Consider the following 16,162-nt stretch of genomic DNA (forward strand, 5'->3'; position numbering starts at 1 on the left):
ATTTTTACAAGAAAATATGAAAGAGACTTTGATTTTAGATTGGGCCCGTAGGTTATGCAGATTCCGCAACTTGATTTTTAGATTGACCTATAAGTTTGATTACGATTAGTGTTTGGGGTGCTTTGTATAGGTTTTTGTTTTCGTGTTTTTGCATGGAAGTTGGAAGGTTTTTGAGGTAAAAATTACACAATGAGTCCGTCCCAGTGTGTAATTTTGAATTGTGATTCAATAAATCGGCAACCGTTTTATCAGATAATCTGAAATCTATAATCGTGTAATCTACAATCTACAATTTAAAATCTACAATTTAAAATCTACAATCTCTCTATATACATTCTGACATGTGGTGTTTTAAGAAGTTTGTTTTTTTGTGTTTATGGATGGGCTGGGGTACTGTTTGTCCGGCCGCGTTTTTTCCGGAATTGTCCGGCCGTGTTATTTCCGAAGGGCGCGGCGTGGAGGGCGTGGCTGTAACCGACGGTTATACGGTGGTGAGGACGGATGCCCGGGGGAGATACCGGCTGCCGGGGAATACAGCGGCAGAGTTTGTATATATCACTTTGCCTGCCGGTTATGAAGTACCGTTGCAGGATGAGGTACCCTGTTTTTTCCGGCGGATTAACAAGGCTGCAAAGAAACAGAAGTTTGATTTTTACCTGCAAAAAAGCGGTAGGAACGATGATAGGCATGTTGTGGTGGTGGCTGCCGACCCGCAGGTGTATTTCGATGAAGAGCTTCCGGCTTTGCAAAAGATTGCAGATGATATGCAGAGTTGGGTGGCCGGTAAATACGGGGAAATACCGGTTTATGGGATGGTAGCGGGGGATGTGATCGGGGATATACAGCGGAATCCGGGATGTTTCGGGGCGGTGAAACATATTCTGTATCATACGCAGATTCCTTTTTTCTATGCTGCCGGTAATCACGATCTGGACAGGGGAGGACGTTCAAATGAGCGTTCCAGGACGATGTATGCCGCTCATTTCGGTCCGGCCTACTATTCTTTTAACCGGGGCAGAGTACATTATATTGTTTTGGACGGGGTGTTTGCTTTGGGAAAGGATTATTTATATACCGGTTATCTGGCTGAAAGGCAATTGGAATGGTTGGAACAGGATCTGGCATTGGTTCCGGAAGGTTCGCCGGTGGTGGTATTGACCCATATTCCGACTTATTCCCGGGAGGCCCGGAGTGGAAATTATGCGAAAGAACGGACTTCACAGGTGATTAACAATCGTGCTCATTTGTACGATTTGTTGAAGTCTTATCGGGTACAGATATTATCGGGACATACCCATTATCATGAAAATTATGTGATAGCGGATAATTTGTACGAGCATGTACATGCCTCTCTCTGCGGTCTGTTTTGGCAGGCACCGTGGTGTGGTGACGGTACCCCCATCGGTTATACGGTGTATGAAATGGACGGAGACAGCATTTCCTGGTATTTCAAGCCGGTTGGAGATGACCGTTCTTATCAGTTCAGGGCATATGCCGCCGGAGAAAATGATTTGAAACCGGAAGCATTGACTGTAAATGTGTGGAATTATGACCCGTCCTGGAAGATATATTGGTATGAGGACGGGGAGAGAATGGGGGAGATGGAACGTTATACCGGTATTGATCCGGTTATCGACAGCTATGTTGTGTCTCACCGGAAGAGTTTTAAATACGATTATATCGGGGCTGAACCGACGGAACATCTGTTTTTTGCGATACCCCGTTCTGCCGGAGCAGCGATCAGGGTGGAGGCGACCGACCGTTTCGGAAATGTATATTCCGGTACACCCCGGAAGGTAGAGGAATGGCTCAACGATCAGTCTGTTCGATAGCTTTTATCCTTTTCAGCAGCGAGGGGTGGGAATAATATACGAATTCATACCAGGGATGAGGAGTGAGGTTGCTCAGGGATTTTACCGATATTTTTTTCAATCCGCTGACGAGTGCTTCTCCTTCGTTATGCCGGGTTGCGAATGCGTCTGCTTCGTATTCATTTTTCCGGGACCAGATGTTCATGCATATTCCCAATAACATACTGACCGGACTGTACAGGATAGCGAAGGTAACCAGACCCAGCTGGAAATAGGCCCGATCGCTCCCCAATGCTTCTGAAAAAGCCTGTATATTAACCAGTAAGGAGAATAGCCACAACATGAAACCGGTTTGCAGAATGGAGGCGGACATGAATTTCAGGGTGTGTTTTTTGCGGTAATGTCCGATTTCGTGTGCCAGTACCGCTACAATTTCTTCTTCTGTCAGATCTTGTAACAGGGTGTCGTAGAGGACGATCCGTTTTTCCGCTCCAAATCCGGTAAAATAGGCATTGGCTTTTGTCGATCGCTTCGATCCGTCGATTACATAGATATTTTTCAACCGGAAACCGGTCCGGGATGCGAATGCCTCGATCTTATCCCGCAGACTGCCGGCTTGCAGCGGGGATTGTTTGTTGAATAAAGGAACAATCAGGCGGGAATAGAACATGGCCATGAATATTGAGAATAAGCTGATCAATACCCAGGCATATATCCAGAACCGGCTTCCTGTCCATAAATAAAAGCCGACGACGGCGGATAAAATGAGTCCGCCGATGATCAATGAGAGAAATACCCCTTTTACCGCATCCGTTATCCAGGTGTTGAGCGTCGATTTATTAAAACCGTATTTTTCTTCTATCCGGAATGTGGCATACCAACTGAACGGCATTTCCAACAGGGTGGATATCACAGACAAGCCCAGCATAAAGAACAGGGTTTGCCAGAGGATGCTGTCGGTGCGGCTTACAATCCAGTCGTTGTACAGGCCGAAACCTCCGGCCGCCAGAAACAGGACGGTTACGGTAAAAGAAAAAGCGGAACTGATCAGGCCGAACCGGTTGTTTTCTTTTTTATAGGATTGAAACCGTTTGTATTCTTTTTCGTCGTAAATACCTTTTAATTTCTCCGGCAGGACGGGTGACATCGCCCGTATATTCAATCCTTCCAAAAATCTTTCGAAGATAAAGTCTGCACATAAAAACAGCAGGATGATGATATATATTGTTTCACTATTCATAGGTTCGTTGTAAATTTTAAATTTATGATTTCAGACTGTAGATTAGCCGATAAAATAATTCGTTGTCGGATTTATTTGACTATACCTCAAAATTACACAATGAGTCCGTCCCAGTGTGTAATTTTGAGCAATTGTAAATCATAAATTTAAAATGCATTGTCGGTATTGTTTTTGCAACAAAGGCATTGCAAAGGTAATAAAAGCCGGAAAATAGAGGTAAAGAAAAGTTTTGAATTTTGGGATTGGCAGATGGATAACGGAGGGAAAAATGTTGTAGTTTTGTTTCGGTTAAAAACAGATTTGTGAATTTCCGGTCCTTTTGCGGATACGGATTTACGGAACAGCTAAGACGAAGTAGTTATGAAAGCGATTATTATTACCATCGGTGATGAAATTTTACTGGGTCAGATTCTGGATACGAATTCCAGGTTTATTGCGGGACATCTGACATTGGCCGGGATCGAGGTTACAGAGATGCGTTCTGTCGCCGATAGGCGGGACGAGATTTACGAAGCCGTGGACTATGCCATGAATGAGGCGGAGCTGGTGATTGTGACCGGAGGGTTGGGACCGACGAAGGATGATGTAACGAAAAAGGTGCTGGCGGAGTATTTCGGTTCTAAGCTGACGTTAAATCCGGAAGTTATGGTGTGGTTGGAGGAATTGTTACAGGGCCGGGGAATTGCTTTGAATGAGAACAATAAAAGTCAGGCGGTATTGCCGGACAATTGCCGGGTTCTGCGGAATTTTAAGGGAACCGCTTCCGGTATGTGGTTCGAACGGGGATGGAAGTCTTTGATTTCTTTGCCCGGTGTCCCTTTTGAAATGGAGCATCTGATGGAAACGTATGTACTTCCGGAGTTGAAAAGGAGATATCCGCATTTGCAGTTGGCTTACCGGATGTTGCAGGTGTACGATATTCCGGAATCGGAATTGGCCGAACGGCTGAGCGGTTGGGAGGAGGCTTTGCCGGAAGGTCTGGGATTGGCTTACCTGCCTTCTCCCGGTTTGGTTAAGCTGCGGATTACGGCTAAGGGGAAAGCGGTCGAAAAGCTGGAAGCGTATTATGAAACGTTGAAGGAAAGTCTTACCGGTTTGTACTATACCGAGGGGGAAGCGGATTCTGTGGAAAAGCAGTTCGGGGAGTGTCTGCGCAAAAGGAATCTGACGATTGCTACGGCAGAGAGCTGTACGGGGGGATATATAGCTCATCTGATTACTTCCGTAGCGGGGAGTTCGGATTATTTCAAAGGGAGCGTAGTTGCGTATGCCAATGAGGTGAAAAATAAAGTGTTAGGGGTGGATATGAACGATATAGAGCGATATGGGGCCGTAAGCGGGGAAGTTGTGAAACAGATGGCGGAGGGAGTAAAGCGGGTGATGGGTACGGACTATGCCGTTGCGACCTCCGGAGTTGCCGGGCCTGCCGGGGGAACACCGGAGAAACCGGTAGGTACGGTTTGGATCGGCGTGGCTACTCCTTGTAAAACGTTTGCCCGGAAGTTTGTATTTTCTTTTACCCGGGAGCGCAATATTGCCAAGACTGCGGTAAAAGCACTGGAGTTGATTGCAGAGGCCGTGCAGGAGGAAGCCTGAAAAATAAATCAGTGCGACTGTCATCCTGTCAGTATTTTCCGAATGGCACAACAATTGCCTGTTGAATAGCGTAAATCAGAAAAATAACTAATCATTAAAATATATACGCTATGACAACAGGCAAAATTGGTGTTTCAACAACTGATTTGTTTCCGATTATCAAAAAGTTTCTTTATTCGGATCATGATATTTTTTTACGTGAGATCGTTTCGAATGCCGTAGACGCTACTCAAAAGCTGAAGGTTCTGGCTTCCTCGGGTGAGTTTAAAGGCGAGCTGGGAGAATTGAAGGTACGGGTGAGGGCTGACAAAGAGGCAGGCACGCTGACGATTTCGGACAACGGGATCGGTATGACCCGTGAAGAAGTGGAAAAATACATCAATCAGATTGCTTTTTCGGGTGCCGAAGAATTTCTGGAAAAACACAAGGACGATGCGGCAACCATTATCGGGCATTTCGGTTTGGGATTTTATTCTTCGTTTATGGTTAGCGATGAAGTGGAGATCGTAACGAAATCTTATCGGGAAGGTGCGCAGGCAGTCAGATGGACCTGTAAAGGGGATCCGGAATATACCCTGGACGATACGGAAAAGGCTGAGCGGGGAACGGATATCATTATGCACATCAACGACGATGATAAAGAATTTCTGGAAGAAGGTAAAATCAGCGAATTGTTGAATAAGTACTGTAAGTTTTTACCTGTAGAAATTGTTTTCGGGAAGAAGAAGGAATGGAAGGACGGGAAATATGAAGAGACTGATGCCGACAATGTGATCAATGATGTTAATCCGGCCTGGACACGTAAACCTTCCGAACTGACGGAAGAAGATTATCAGAAGTTTTACCGTCAGTTGTATCCGATGGCAGAAGATCCTCTGTTTCACATCCATTTGAATGTGGATTATCCTTTTAATCTGACCGGTATACTGTATTTCCCGAAAATCAGTAATAAGTTTGAGATTCAGAAAAATAAGATTCAGCTATACAGCAATCAGGTGTATGTTACGGATTCCGTAGAAGGGATTGTACCCGAATACCTGACTTTATTGCATGGGGTGATCGATTCGCCGGATATTCCGTTGAATGTTTCCCGTTCGTATTTGCAGAGCGACCGCAATGTGAAGAAGATATCCAACCACATAACGAAGAAGGTGGCAGACAGCCTGAGCGATATTTTCAAAAACAACCGGGAAGATTACGAAAAGAAATGGGACGACCTGAAAATATTCATTCAGTATGGAATGCTGACCGATGAAAAATTTGCGGAGAGAGCCCAGGAAATTTATTTGTTCAAAAACACCGACGGAAAATATTTTACTTTTGAAGAGTATGATACTCTGATAAAAGAAAATCAGACGGATAAGGATAAGAATATCGTTTCCCTCTATGCTACAGATGCTACCGAGCAGTTCAGTTATATCGAGAAGGCAAAAGCCAAAGGATACGATGTGTTGTTGATGGACGGACAGTTGGATACCCACTTTATCAATCATCTGGAGCAGAAACATGCCGACCACAAATATTTTAGGGTGGATTCGGATGTTGTAGAGAAACTGATTCAGAAGGAAGAAACCCGTAAGAGCGATCTTTCTGAAGCGGAACAGGATGAGTTGCGTCCGGTATTTTCTTCACAATTACCCAAGGATAACGGCATGTTTATGGTCAGCTTCGAGGCTTTGGGAGAGGGCAGCGATCCGGTTGTCGTGACCCGTTCGGAGTTTATGCGCCGTATGAAAGAAATGGCTGCCATGAATCCGGGAATGAATTTTTACGGGGCAATGGGCGACCAGTATACTTTGGTTGTAAATACCGATCATAAGCTGGTGAAAACCGTTTTGGAGGATGAGAAAAAATCGATGGATGCCAAACTGGCTCCGATTAATTTCGAAATTAAGGAGAATGAAGGGAAGAAAACGGAACTGGACGAATTGAATAAGGGTAAAAAAGACGAGGAAGTACCACAAGTCGATAAAGATCGCCTGAAGGAGTATTCCGAGCAGATCGATAAACTGAAAAAGCAGAAAGAAACCTTGTTGGAGGAATACGGCAAGGAGAATAAGATCGTAGGGCAGTTGATTGATTTGGCTTTACTGGCAAACGGTTTACTGAAAGGAGAAGCTTTGAATAGGTTTGTGAAGAGGAGTGTCGATTTGATCCGGTAATATTCCGGGAAGGCTCATAAAATAAGTATCGTCCGGAAAGTCGTCGTCATAACGTTGGCTTTCCGGATATTTTTTATATTCGTTGCCTGTTTGAAAAAACAGATGCCGGATAATTATAGGATTCTAACAAAAATTGATTACTTTCGTTAAATCAAGGGAAAGAGAAAACGGCCTGGATTTACGGACTTCAATTTTACGTTCCGGTTTTTCTTTTGTCGTTTTTTTGAGTTGCAGGTTATTGTATTTTTCAATAGATTGTCAGTTTTTATAAAATACTTAAAATATCGGATATGAGAATTGTTTATAGTAAGACGACTTTCCGGAATGCCGTATACCGGGCATTGATCTCGGTTATCATCGGGGTTGTTTTGATTGCTTGGCCTGATGTCGCCCTAAAGTCTATCGTTATGTTTATCGGGGCTTTGTTCCTGCTTACCGGAATAATGGCTTTCGTTGCTTCTTACCGTCGCCAGCAGGCCGAACAACGGGCTGACGGCTTGTTGTCCCTGAATGGAATCGGAAGTATGGTGCTGGGTATTTTGCTTATTTCCATACCTTTGTTTTTCACAACGATATTGATGGTTATATTGGGATGTGTCTTGCTTTTGGCGGCAATTGCACAATTGGTGACTTTGTCGGCAGCCCGTCAGCTCGGCTACATTTCCCCTATGAACTATTTTTTCCCTATCCTGATTATGTTGGCGGGATTGGTGGTGGTTTTCAGACCTTGGGGAAGTGCTGAATATGTTGTCATCATATTGGGAATCACTTCCATGTTTTATGGAATCACCGATCTGATCAGTCAGTACGGTATTCATAAGATGCGGAAACATTGGGAAGAAGAGGAGCAGAAAAAGAAACTGGACGGAGACCGGGATATCGAAGACACCGATTATGAAGAAGTGAAGTGACGGATTTCAGAGGGATGCGAACAGCATGATGAAGAAATAGAGGAAAACGGATAAGATAACGCCTTTCGAGGCGTTGTTTTTATTAAAGCGCAGAAACAGGTAAAACAATCCCAGATTGGCAAAAAATACGCCGATAGCAACAATTTTCAAATGTACTTTCAATACGAATGCCTGTTCGATAAATGCAGTGACAGAGAGATAATTGAAGCGCAGTAAGTAGATCAGTGCGACAATGATAAACGGGGCGGTAAGCCCGGCCAGTAAACCGATATACAATTTGTCTTTCATCTGTTTTTACAAAGTTAAATTCCGGATGTATTATTGAAATTCCAGTTCGGTAAAGAATTGCGGTACGTGGAAATTCGGTTCGGGGGTATCGATCGGTTGCCAGGACAAAAAGTGGGGTTTAGATAAGTGGTCTCCGCATTTGTACAGATTGGCTTTTACTTTTATGCCGGACAGGTTTTTGAAACTGTGTTTGAAAAGGGCTGTAGCCGGAATAGCGACGATGAGCCACCAGTGGTTGTCACCTTCCCGTTCTTCGAAGTTTTCGTTCCCCAGTGAAGAAAGCCGTCGGATGCTTTGCATTGTTTCCGGGTTTGCATGTTCTGCATTTTCACGGGTTTGCCGGAATCCAGACAACGCTTTGCCGATGCAGTTGAATTCAAAGTTGTAGTAGCCGTTATCATCGGGAGAGAGGAAAAATTCGACACAGGAATCGGTCCACACCTGTCCGTTGTCTTCCTGCACACGGGCCATCGTATAATTTTCGGATACTTCGAAACGGATGAAAATAGCCTTGTCGTTGTGGGCGATGTTGAAGGCGACCTGGGGGGAATAGGGATATTGTTCAGACCAGTTGTTGCACCGGATGGGGAAGGCGGGTTGCTGCGCCAGAAGCCCGGCGGCTTCGTTCAGACGGTCCGCTTGCAAAGCTGCAATTTTTTTTACCTGAAACATGAGACTCACCTTGAATGAATGATTTTGATTTGTGATTCGTGTGCAAATATACACCGAATCACAAATCAAAAAAAACGTATAGCGATTATTTCAGCTTATTTATTTCTTCTTTTACAATATCGCACATTTTTGTGTATTGATCTTCCATGCTTTGTAAAAGCTTGTGCTGTGCACGGGCACGGATCAGGTTATGTACCTGATTTTTTACTTTGTAATATTTGTCTCCGTCGATGTAATCCATCAGGAAGCGTAATACCTGCTCATAGGTGATGTATTTGGCGGAGAAAGCCAGGTAGTCGATTTCGCTTTGATTTAAGAATTTGGCTGTCTCTGACAGATAGCCCTGTGTGTATCCCCGGAAGATATCAATGTTCATGGATACGTTGTCCAGATTTTCGTCGTCTTCCAGACCGGTGTTTGTATACGACCGCATGGCATCTCCGTAGTCGTTGAGGCAAGTACTGCTTAATACGGTGTCGAGATCGATGACGCAAAGTACATTGCCTGCTTTATCGAACAGAATATTGTTGATTTTTGTATCGTTGTGGGTGACACGGGTCGGGATGGTTCCGTTTTCAACCAATTCCCAGAAGTGCAGCATTTCTTCCCGGCGGCGTTCAATCCATTGGATTTCACTGGGGACAGTGGCTTTACGCCCTACCGGGTCCTTGGCCAATACCTCATCCCATTGTTTGAAGCGGTAACGGATGTTATGAAAACCCGGCAGAATATCGGCGAGCGGTTCTTTGAAATCCGACAGCATGGCCTGGAATTTACCGATGCCTTTGCCTCCCTGATAAGCCAGTTCCGGTGTATCCGCTTTCTGATAATCGATCGTATCGCTGACAAACACACATACGGCCCAGAATTCACCGTCTTCGTCCTGGTAATATAATTTTCCGTCTTTAGTCGGAATAATGGTCATCGCTTCCCGCATCGGATCACCTCCCGCTGCTACGATTTTCTTTTTCAGGTGGTTTGTTACCCGGTAGATATTGTCCATCATGGCCGGAACATCCTTGAAAATATTTTTGTTTTTACGTTGTAAAATATAGTTGGGGGTTGTAGCTTCTGCTGTTGTGATCAACAATGTGTCATTGATAAAACCTTGTCCCAGGGGTTTTACCGATAGAATAGAGCCTTCCAGTTGGAATTGGCTGCAAATTTTACTCAGTCTGTTTTCCATGCTATTTTAATTATTATTTATATATTATTTTATATATAGACAGATTGTTTCGAAAACCCGATTTTGTAACTGATTGTCAGTAAGCTACGCAAACGTTGTCTTTGGCACCTATTTTTTGACGGCGTAAAGGTAGTAAAAAATGCAACTTTGTAAAATTTTTTAATTGAAAAAATCAGATAAAGTAAAAACTTTATTTGACTTATACTTTTAAAGTGTGGTTTACGGATGGAATCGTGACACCTGAAAGTCGTGGATCGGTTTTCCGGCGATGTTATTCAGGGGATAATACGGATTATTTCCGGATTTTTGTTTACCATAAAGCCGTATGTCCGTATCTAGTGTTTTATAATACTTGTTAATAGTAGAGATATGACATCTGTTAAACTGAAACTGAACAAAGACCGTATTTTACTGAACGGAACTTATCCTTTGGTGTTCCAGGTCATCCATCGCAGACGTAAAAAATTGATTTATAGCCGATTTAAAGTTGCCGAGCCGGACTATGATGCCGGGCAAGAGAAAGTGGTATACCGGAAAGACGGGCTGACTCATCGTGAGGTTCGCATTATCAACTGTTGGATCACAAAGGAACGGAAAAAACTGAACAGTTTGATCGGTGAATTGAAGGAGAGTATGCCTGATTTTACCGTGTCTGATATTACCGGACATTACGAGGGGCCTGTAAAAGGCGAGGGACTGTTTGCTTTTATAGACGGTTGTATTCGCCAGAAAGAGGAACTGAACCGGTTGGGGACAGCGGCGGCCTACCGTAGTACCCGTTCGTCCTTGCTGCATTTTACCGGGAAAGAGAAGGTGGCTGTTTCCGAAGTGAATGCCGCTTTTGTGAGGGCCTATGAGAAATACCTTTTAAAAAGCGGGGTATGCCGTAATACGGTGAGTTTTTATATGCGCAATCTGCGTGCGGTTTATAACCAGGCTATTCTGGACGGGAAAATGGAGTCATCCGCAAATCCTTTTCAACATGCACAGACCCGTCCGGCCAAAACCGTGAAGCGAGCAATGAGCCGCGACCATATCCGTCGGCTGATGCAGCTTTCGCTGGAGGACGCTCCCGAACTCGATTTTGTCCGTAATCTGTTTATGTTTAGTTTTTATGCCCGGGGAATGTCTTTTGTGGATATGGTTTTTTTAAAGAAGGAGAATATAAAGTGTAATTTTATCGAGTATTACCGTCACAAGACGCAGCAGCTTATCCGGGTCAGTCTGACGGATCAATTGAAAGACATCATTTCGCGTTACCGGAATGATACGGATTATATTTTTCCGGTTATTGACGATTCTTCCGGTCTTTCGCCTTACCGCCAATACCGTCTGGCGTTGGGAAAGGCGGAACGGAGGCTCAAGCAGTTGGGGCAGCGGCTGGGGTATGAGGTCGAACTGACCACCTATGTCGCCCGACATAGCTGGGCAACCCAGGCTAAGGAATGCGGCATTCCTGTTTCGGTGATCAGCGAAGGGCTCGGACATACTTCTGAAAAAACAACACGGATTTATCTGAAAGAGTTCGATCAGAAGGTTTTGGATGAATGCGACCAATTGGTAGCCCAACTTGTAGAAATGTAAAAAATGTAAATTTTTTTTGATAAAATTACATTTTTTATATATTTGTAAAATCGCTCTATTTAGTGATAGAGATACACCTTTAAACTTATAAAAGATTAACATCTTTTGACAGGACAAAGATAGGGGCTTGTTTCTGATATTTATTAACAAAACGTACTAATCTTTTATCATTTCGTTTTGTGGCGTTATTTTTACGATTCATTGCTAACTTGTTGCTGCTGTTTGATTAACTCTCCGGGGGGACAACCGAATTCGCGTATACAAAAGCGGTTGAACTGGACCGGCGAATCGAAATTAAATAAATCTATCAGCTCCTTTATTGTGATTCCGGGTACGGCTGCTTTTACAAAAACCTGGTGTCTGATTTGTTTCAGCATCCATTGCTTGGGTGACATTCCGAATTCTTTTGTGAATTTTGTATAAAATGCGTTTTTGCTCATCCTCAAAAGCCGTATCATTTCTTCTACACTTCCGGCTTTGATATAATTTTCCTGGATCATATCTCTGAACTTTATTTTATTTCCCATGATGGGATAAAACAGTTGGACGACCTCTTTTTTGGTGTAGAAACCACGGAGGTAGAGAAAGAATTCTTTGTGCTTAATTTCATGTAAATGAGCGCAGTTCATTCCATTTTTGAGACAGAATACCAGTAGTTCTATATATTCGTTTAGCGGATGCCTGACTTTGAGAGGGACGAAATCGTACCGGATATCCCTGTGTAAATTGTAATAAGTTTCGAGCATATTTACGTCGCATACGTTTCTGACCCTTCCGAAGCTGAATAACAGTAATTTACAGTCTTTTTGGGTGTGAGCGTCTACGAGAGCTCCTCTGGGTAAAAGTACCATTTCAGAAGAAGATACTTTACGGTTGTTATATTGGTTACAACTGATAACACATTCACCCTCAATGAGTATAACTACATTATTGTAATGCAGTTTGGGTTCGTATACGTGTGTTCCTTCCTGCACTTCGATGTATTTGAATCCGGTGTCGATTTCTATTTGGTAATTTTTGCAACTCTGGTGTTCGTTTACGTAGAGCAGTTTATTTAATAAAATTTTATGCATGTTCTTAAATATTGATGTTTTTGTTTTAATTCGGTTAATCGTGTTTCAGCAAAGTTGCAGTATATATTTATATAAATATTTAAAAAACAGATATTTATATAGTATAAATGTACTTCTGATTTTCGTGTAATATTTGCTGAAACAATTTTTTTTACTTTTCAATAGATTATGTGTTAATAATCAGGTGTTTATTGCTTTTTATTTTTCTGCATACTCTATCACTAAATAGAGTTTTTCGGAGATGGGTTTTGGGGTGGTGTTTTTTCGGTTTGCAGGGTTGTAAGTTGGAGGAGTTTGGAATAGAATGAAGAAATGAAAGTATAATTATATGGGATTAAAAGTAAACATATTCATTGTTGTTGTTTTCTGTTTTCTGGGAGCACGGGTGTCGGCTCAAGAGGGGGGAGTGAAGAGCAATCTGCTTTATGATGTGACGGGTACGCTGAATTTCGGGATGGAATTCAGTCTGGACTATGAGTGGACGCTGGACGTATCTGCGAATTATAATGCGTGGAATTTTTCGCTGACACGTAAGATGAAGCACTGGCTTTTACAGCCCGAACTGCGTTGGTGGGGGTGTGAGCCTTTTTCGGGGCATTTTTTCGGGATTCATGCGCATGCAGGGCAGTTCAATCTGGGGGGAATGCTTCCTTGGGGGTTCGGGGCTGTCCGTAACAAGCATATTGAGAAAAACCGTTACGAAGGTTGGTTGGCCGGTGCCGGCGTTAGTTACGGTTACAACTGGATTCTGGGTAAGCATTGGAGTTTAGAAGCGACACTGGGGCTGGGGTATGCCTATTTGAAATACGACAAATACCGCTGTGAGAATTGTGGAGAAAAACTGGGCAGCGGTGTACAGCATTATATAGGCCCGACGAAGGCCGCTGTCAACCTGATTTATTATTACTAGAGTGTGTGCCCTTGTTGCCGGTAGGTAGGTTATAAATAAAAAAGAGGTATGAAATATATTATTTTATTGTGTTTTGGACTGTTGTATTCCTTCGGGCTTTCGGCTCAGAATACGGAATTTATAGAGCCGGGGGAGGTTTCCGTCCGCCGTGCCGGGGATTCTGTTTATGTTTCTCTGCGTCTTCGTGTGACGGATATCGGTTCGGATAATTTGGTGACACTTACGCCTGTTTTATACAAGGGCGCTGGCGGTGTCCGTAGCCTGCCGCCCGTGTTGTACGGCAGTCGCCGTGCCCAGCTTCGCCTGTGGAAAAAGGCGAAGGACAAGTCCGCTGTGCCGGTCTGTCATAATTCGGGGGATACGGTTTTTTACCGGGATACCTTTCGTTACGAGCATTGGATGAACGGTTCGGGGCTTCGCCTGGATGCGGAGTTGCGCACCTGCTGCCGCACGATGCATCCCGATCCTTTACTTTTGGCTTCGGATATCGTTCTTTTTACACCTGCAGAGGAGTTTCGTCCTGTGCTTGCGGATATTGTTCCTGCCCTGTCTGCCGGGGATAAACTTTCGGAGCAGGACCGTTTTATAGAACGCTGGCCGGGGGGTATTTCGGATACAATTGCCGTTGTACGCCGGGTAGAAGCAAGTAGTCCTGTAATTTACTTTCCCGTGGGGGAGACGAAGATCGTTCCGGGATACAGAAATAACCTCCGGGAGCTGGAACACATGCTTTTGCTCGTCGATCGGATAGCCTCTTCTAAAGATTCCCGTATCGTTAAAATACTGGTGATGGGCCTGTCTTCTCCTGACGGTCCTTCGTTCTGGAACGAACAGGTTGCCAATGCCCGTGCCCGTTCGCTGGTGGATTACCTGACGGTTCGTACCGGGCTGGATGCTTCCTGTTTCGTACAATATAACGGTAAGGAAGCCTGGTATGAACTGCGTCAACTGATAGCTGCCAGTGATATGGTTTACAGGCAGGAAGTGCTGGATGTGATTGACTATACGCCGGTTTGGGATGTACAGAAAAAGGCGGGCCGTCTGGGACATTTGCAGGCGTTATACGATGGAAAGGCTTACCGTTATTTGAGGGAACATTTTTTTCCTCAGTTGCGGATGGCGGGCTGTGTGAGAGTTTATTACGAGAGAATAGCGGATACGACGGCTGTCGTTCTGAACCGGTCCGTTTTTCTGGCGCGGGCAGGTAAATATGCCGAAGCGCTTGAGGCGGTGGTTGCTATTCCGGACCCGCGTGCAGATAATCTGAAAGGCGTTTGTTATATGATGACAGGCGATGCGGACAAGGCCCGGCGTTTTTTTGAGCGTTCCGCCCGGTCGGGCTGTGTGGCGGGGGCGGATAACCTTCGTCAGTTGGAAGAACTTTTGAACCGGTACTGACCGGAAATACAAAATAAACCAAATATCAACCATTTTTTTAAATTAAAAACAAATTGAAGATGAAAATGAGATCAATTTTATTGTCGGTACTTGCGATAGCGGTGTTGGCAAGTTGTGCAAAGGATAATGGCCTGGGAGCCGGGGAGGATGGGGATGCTTCCGAAGCCAAAGTAACCCTCCGGCTGAAAGGCAACGGAAGTCCTTCTTCCCGGGTGGCGGGTCCTGTTGTCGGCGATGATGAGTCTATCAATACACTGACGGTGTTTTTCCTTAACGCCTCGGATGGGGTTATCGGTACTCCGTTGTGGATCGATGGAACCGGAACTCCGACCACCAATTTGACAACGACGACGGATGCCCGTAGGGTGGTCGTCATTGCTAACCTGGGGACGGATCCGACCGCTACGGGCGGTTTGTTTCATGGTGTAAAAACTCTGTCTCAAATTCAAGGGAAGCTGGGTGATCTGATCTCCGGCACTGCACCGACTCAGAACAGTGGTGATGTATATATGAGCGGTGTTGGCGTCCTGTCTGCTTTTACTTTAGATGGAACCACACAGAAGGCGACGGCAACCGTGACGCTGAATTTTGTCAGTGCCCGTATTCAGATTATGGCTATCGAGTGGAACGGCGGAACCGAAACAAGTAATCAATACGCTGATAAGGCTGCTTTTACAGCCACAGTGAATGCCGATTTTACGATCGAACGGATTTATCTGATGAATGTGCAGACGAAGACGCAGTTTTTACCGAATACGATAGGCTGGACGGATTCTCCTCCTACTTTTGGGACGGATTATATCAAGAAAACTGACAGAAGTTTTGCCGGTGGTATGAGTTGGTCTGGTATGTGGACGGGCGCGGCACCTACAGGCTTTGTACAAAATGCTGAATATTTACTTAATTCGATGCCGGTAGTGGATGCAACAGGAAATAAGCTGGAGTCTCCGGGGTATTGGTATGTGTTTACCAACAACACCGCTGTCACTGCGACGACAGACCACCCGACTGTCCTTGTGGTTGTAACCAAGTGGAGAAGTGTGGCCAATTCGACGAATTCGGACGACTTAAAGACCCGTTATTTTACGGTTTACTTCGGCGGTGGCGATCAGGAGGCTATTGCAGCCGGCAACGACTATCAGGTTAAGCTGAAACTGAACGGCAGCTTTAAGCCAACCGAAGATGGTGGCGACGGTGGCGGTGGTACCGACGATCCGAGCAAGCCGACGGTCAACAGTGCTGTTGATATTACCGTAGATGTGAAGCCCTGGGTGGTTAAAACGATAGACAAGGAGTGGAATTAATCCGTTTTTCTCCGGCATTACGTGGTG

The 16,162-nt window shown here is 44.6% G+C and carries 13 protein-coding genes; 8 read left to right on the forward strand and 5 right to left on the reverse strand.

The window, feature by feature from the left end; genetic code table 11:
• Positions 1 to 341: 341 nt before the first annotated feature.
• Complete coding sequence (locus BN8908_RS03935; RefSeq protein WP_082989209.1) at positions 342 to 1,832, forward strand: calcineurin-like phosphoesterase C-terminal domain-containing protein; 1,491 nt, start codon at positions 342 to 344, stop codon at positions 1,830 to 1,832.
• Here the strand turns inward: BN8908_RS03935 and BN8908_RS03940 are convergent.
• A complete protein-coding gene (locus BN8908_RS03940; protein ID WP_068689228.1) occupies positions 1,810 to 3,051 on the reverse strand; it encodes a M48 family metallopeptidase in 1,242 nt (413 codons plus the stop codon). The genes BN8908_RS03935 and BN8908_RS03940 overlap by 23 nt on opposite strands.
• A gap of 360 nt (positions 3,052 to 3,411) precedes the next feature.
• Here BN8908_RS03940 and BN8908_RS03945 point away from each other — a divergent pair, with 360 nt between their 5' ends.
• From BN8908_RS03945 to BN8908_RS03955, 3 genes are all read left to right on the forward strand, one after another.
• Positions 3,412 to 4,647 (forward strand): competence/damage-inducible protein A, encoded by a 1,236-nt coding sequence (locus BN8908_RS03945; protein ID WP_068689230.1) that lies wholly within the window; start codon positions 3,412 to 3,414, stop codon positions 4,645 to 4,647.
• Positions 4,648 to 4,757: 110 nt separating this feature from the next.
• On the forward strand, positions 4,758 to 6,809 hold the full coding sequence (htpG, locus tag BN8908_RS03950; RefSeq protein WP_068689232.1) for a molecular chaperone HtpG: 2,052 nt from the start codon (positions 4,758 to 4,760) through the stop codon (positions 6,807 to 6,809).
• Between the two features lie 290 nt (positions 6,810 to 7,099).
• Positions 7,100 to 7,720, forward strand: coding sequence for an HdeD family acid-resistance protein (locus BN8908_RS03955; protein ID WP_021988588.1), 621 nt, complete (start codon positions 7,100 to 7,102; stop codon positions 7,718 to 7,720).
• A gap of 6 nt (positions 7,721 to 7,726) precedes the next feature.
• Here the strand turns inward: BN8908_RS03955 and BN8908_RS03960 are convergent, their stop codons facing one another.
• The 3 genes from BN8908_RS03960 to BN8908_RS03970 form a co-directional block, all read right to left on the reverse strand.
• Complete coding sequence (locus BN8908_RS03960; RefSeq protein ID WP_021988589.1) at positions 7,727 to 8,008, reverse strand: hypothetical protein; 282 nt, start codon at positions 8,006 to 8,008, stop codon at positions 7,727 to 7,729.
• Between the two features lie 30 nt (positions 8,009 to 8,038).
• Positions 8,039 to 8,680 (reverse strand): carbohydrate-binding family 9-like protein, encoded by a 642-nt coding sequence (locus BN8908_RS03965; RefSeq protein ID WP_021988590.1) that lies wholly within the window; start codon positions 8,678 to 8,680, stop codon positions 8,039 to 8,041.
• A gap of 85 nt (positions 8,681 to 8,765) precedes the next feature.
• The gene (locus tag BN8908_RS03970) at positions 8,766 to 9,866 is read right to left on the reverse strand and encodes a phosphotransferase enzyme family protein (RefSeq protein ID WP_021988591.1); all 1,101 of its coding nucleotides are present in this window, start codon (positions 9,864 to 9,866) and stop codon (positions 8,766 to 8,768) included.
• A gap of 369 nt (positions 9,867 to 10,235) precedes the next feature.
• Between BN8908_RS03970 and BN8908_RS03975 the strand changes: the two genes are divergently transcribed.
• Positions 10,236 to 11,450: a site-specific integrase gene (locus tag BN8908_RS03975; protein WP_068689234.1), complete on the forward strand. Its 1,215-nt coding sequence runs from the start codon at positions 10,236 to 10,238 to the stop codon at positions 11,448 to 11,450.
• 191 nt (positions 11,451 to 11,641) lie between these two features.
• Here the strand turns inward: BN8908_RS03975 and BN8908_RS03980 are convergent, their stop codons facing one another.
• Positions 11,642 to 12,523: a helix-turn-helix domain-containing protein gene (locus BN8908_RS03980; protein ID WP_068689236.1), complete on the reverse strand. Its 882-nt coding sequence runs from the start codon at positions 12,521 to 12,523 to the stop codon at positions 11,642 to 11,644.
• Positions 12,524 to 12,851: 328 nt separating this feature from the next.
• On the opposite strand from BN8908_RS03980, the gene BN8908_RS03985 reads away from it, so the two are divergent.
• Genes BN8908_RS03985 through BN8908_RS03995 form a run of 3 tightly spaced genes read left to right on the forward strand, consistent with a single transcriptional unit; the run spans position 12,852 to position 16,135 of the window.
• Positions 12,852 to 13,433, forward strand: coding sequence for a DUF3575 domain-containing protein (locus BN8908_RS03985; RefSeq protein ID WP_068689238.1), 582 nt, complete (start codon positions 12,852 to 12,854; stop codon positions 13,431 to 13,433).
• A 48-nt stretch (positions 13,434 to 13,481) separates the two neighbouring features.
• Complete coding sequence (locus tag BN8908_RS03990; protein ID WP_082989210.1) at positions 13,482 to 14,831, forward strand: OmpA family protein; 1,350 nt, start codon at positions 13,482 to 13,484, stop codon at positions 14,829 to 14,831.
• A 59-nt stretch (positions 14,832 to 14,890) separates the two neighbouring features.
• Positions 14,891 to 16,135 carry a fimbrial protein gene (locus tag BN8908_RS03995; protein ID WP_068689240.1) on the forward strand — a complete coding sequence of 415 codons (1,245 nt, stop codon included), beginning with the start codon at positions 14,891 to 14,893 and terminating at the stop codon, positions 16,133 to 16,135.
• Positions 16,136 to 16,162 lie beyond the last annotated feature (27 nt).

The sequence above is a fragment of the Culturomica massiliensis genome (assembly GCF_900091655.1).
Lineage (GTDB): Bacteria > Bacteroidota > Bacteroidia > Bacteroidales > Marinifilaceae > Culturomica > Culturomica massiliensis.

Bases quoted from the DNA above. Each gene is read 5' to 3' on its own strand.
- BN8908_RS03935 (WP_082989209.1), top strand. From the start codon at position 342: ATGTGGTGTTTTAAGAAGTTTGTTTTTTTGTGTTTATGGATGGGCTGG.
- BN8908_RS03940 (WP_068689228.1), bottom strand. From the start codon at position 3,051: ATGAATAGTGAAACAATATATATCATCATCCTGCTGTTTTTATGTGCA.
- BN8908_RS03945 (WP_068689230.1), top strand. From the start codon at position 3,412: ATGAAAGCGATTATTATTACCATCGGTGATGAAATTTTACTGGGTCAG.
- htpG (WP_068689232.1), top strand. From the start codon at position 4,758: ATGACAACAGGCAAAATTGGTGTTTCAACAACTGATTTGTTTCCGATT.
- BN8908_RS03955 (WP_021988588.1), top strand. From the start codon at position 7,100: ATGAGAATTGTTTATAGTAAGACGACTTTCCGGAATGCCGTATACCGG.
- BN8908_RS03960 (WP_021988589.1), bottom strand. From the start codon at position 8,008: ATGAAAGACAAATTGTATATCGGTTTACTGGCCGGGCTTACCGCCCCG.
- BN8908_RS03965 (WP_021988590.1), bottom strand. From the start codon at position 8,680: ATGTTTCAGGTAAAAAAAATTGCAGCTTTGCAAGCGGACCGTCTGAAC.
- BN8908_RS03970 (WP_021988591.1), bottom strand. From the start codon at position 9,866: ATGGAAAACAGACTGAGTAAAATTTGCAGCCAATTCCAACTGGAAGGC.
- BN8908_RS03975 (WP_068689234.1), top strand. From the start codon at position 10,236: ATGACATCTGTTAAACTGAAACTGAACAAAGACCGTATTTTACTGAAC.
- BN8908_RS03980 (WP_068689236.1), bottom strand. From the start codon at position 12,523: ATGCATAAAATTTTATTAAATAAACTGCTCTACGTAAACGAACACCAG.
- BN8908_RS03985 (WP_068689238.1), top strand. From the start codon at position 12,852: ATGGGATTAAAAGTAAACATATTCATTGTTGTTGTTTTCTGTTTTCTG.
- BN8908_RS03990 (WP_082989210.1), top strand. From the start codon at position 13,482: ATGAAATATATTATTTTATTGTGTTTTGGACTGTTGTATTCCTTCGGG.
- BN8908_RS03995 (WP_068689240.1), top strand. From the start codon at position 14,891: ATGAAAATGAGATCAATTTTATTGTCGGTACTTGCGATAGCGGTGTTG.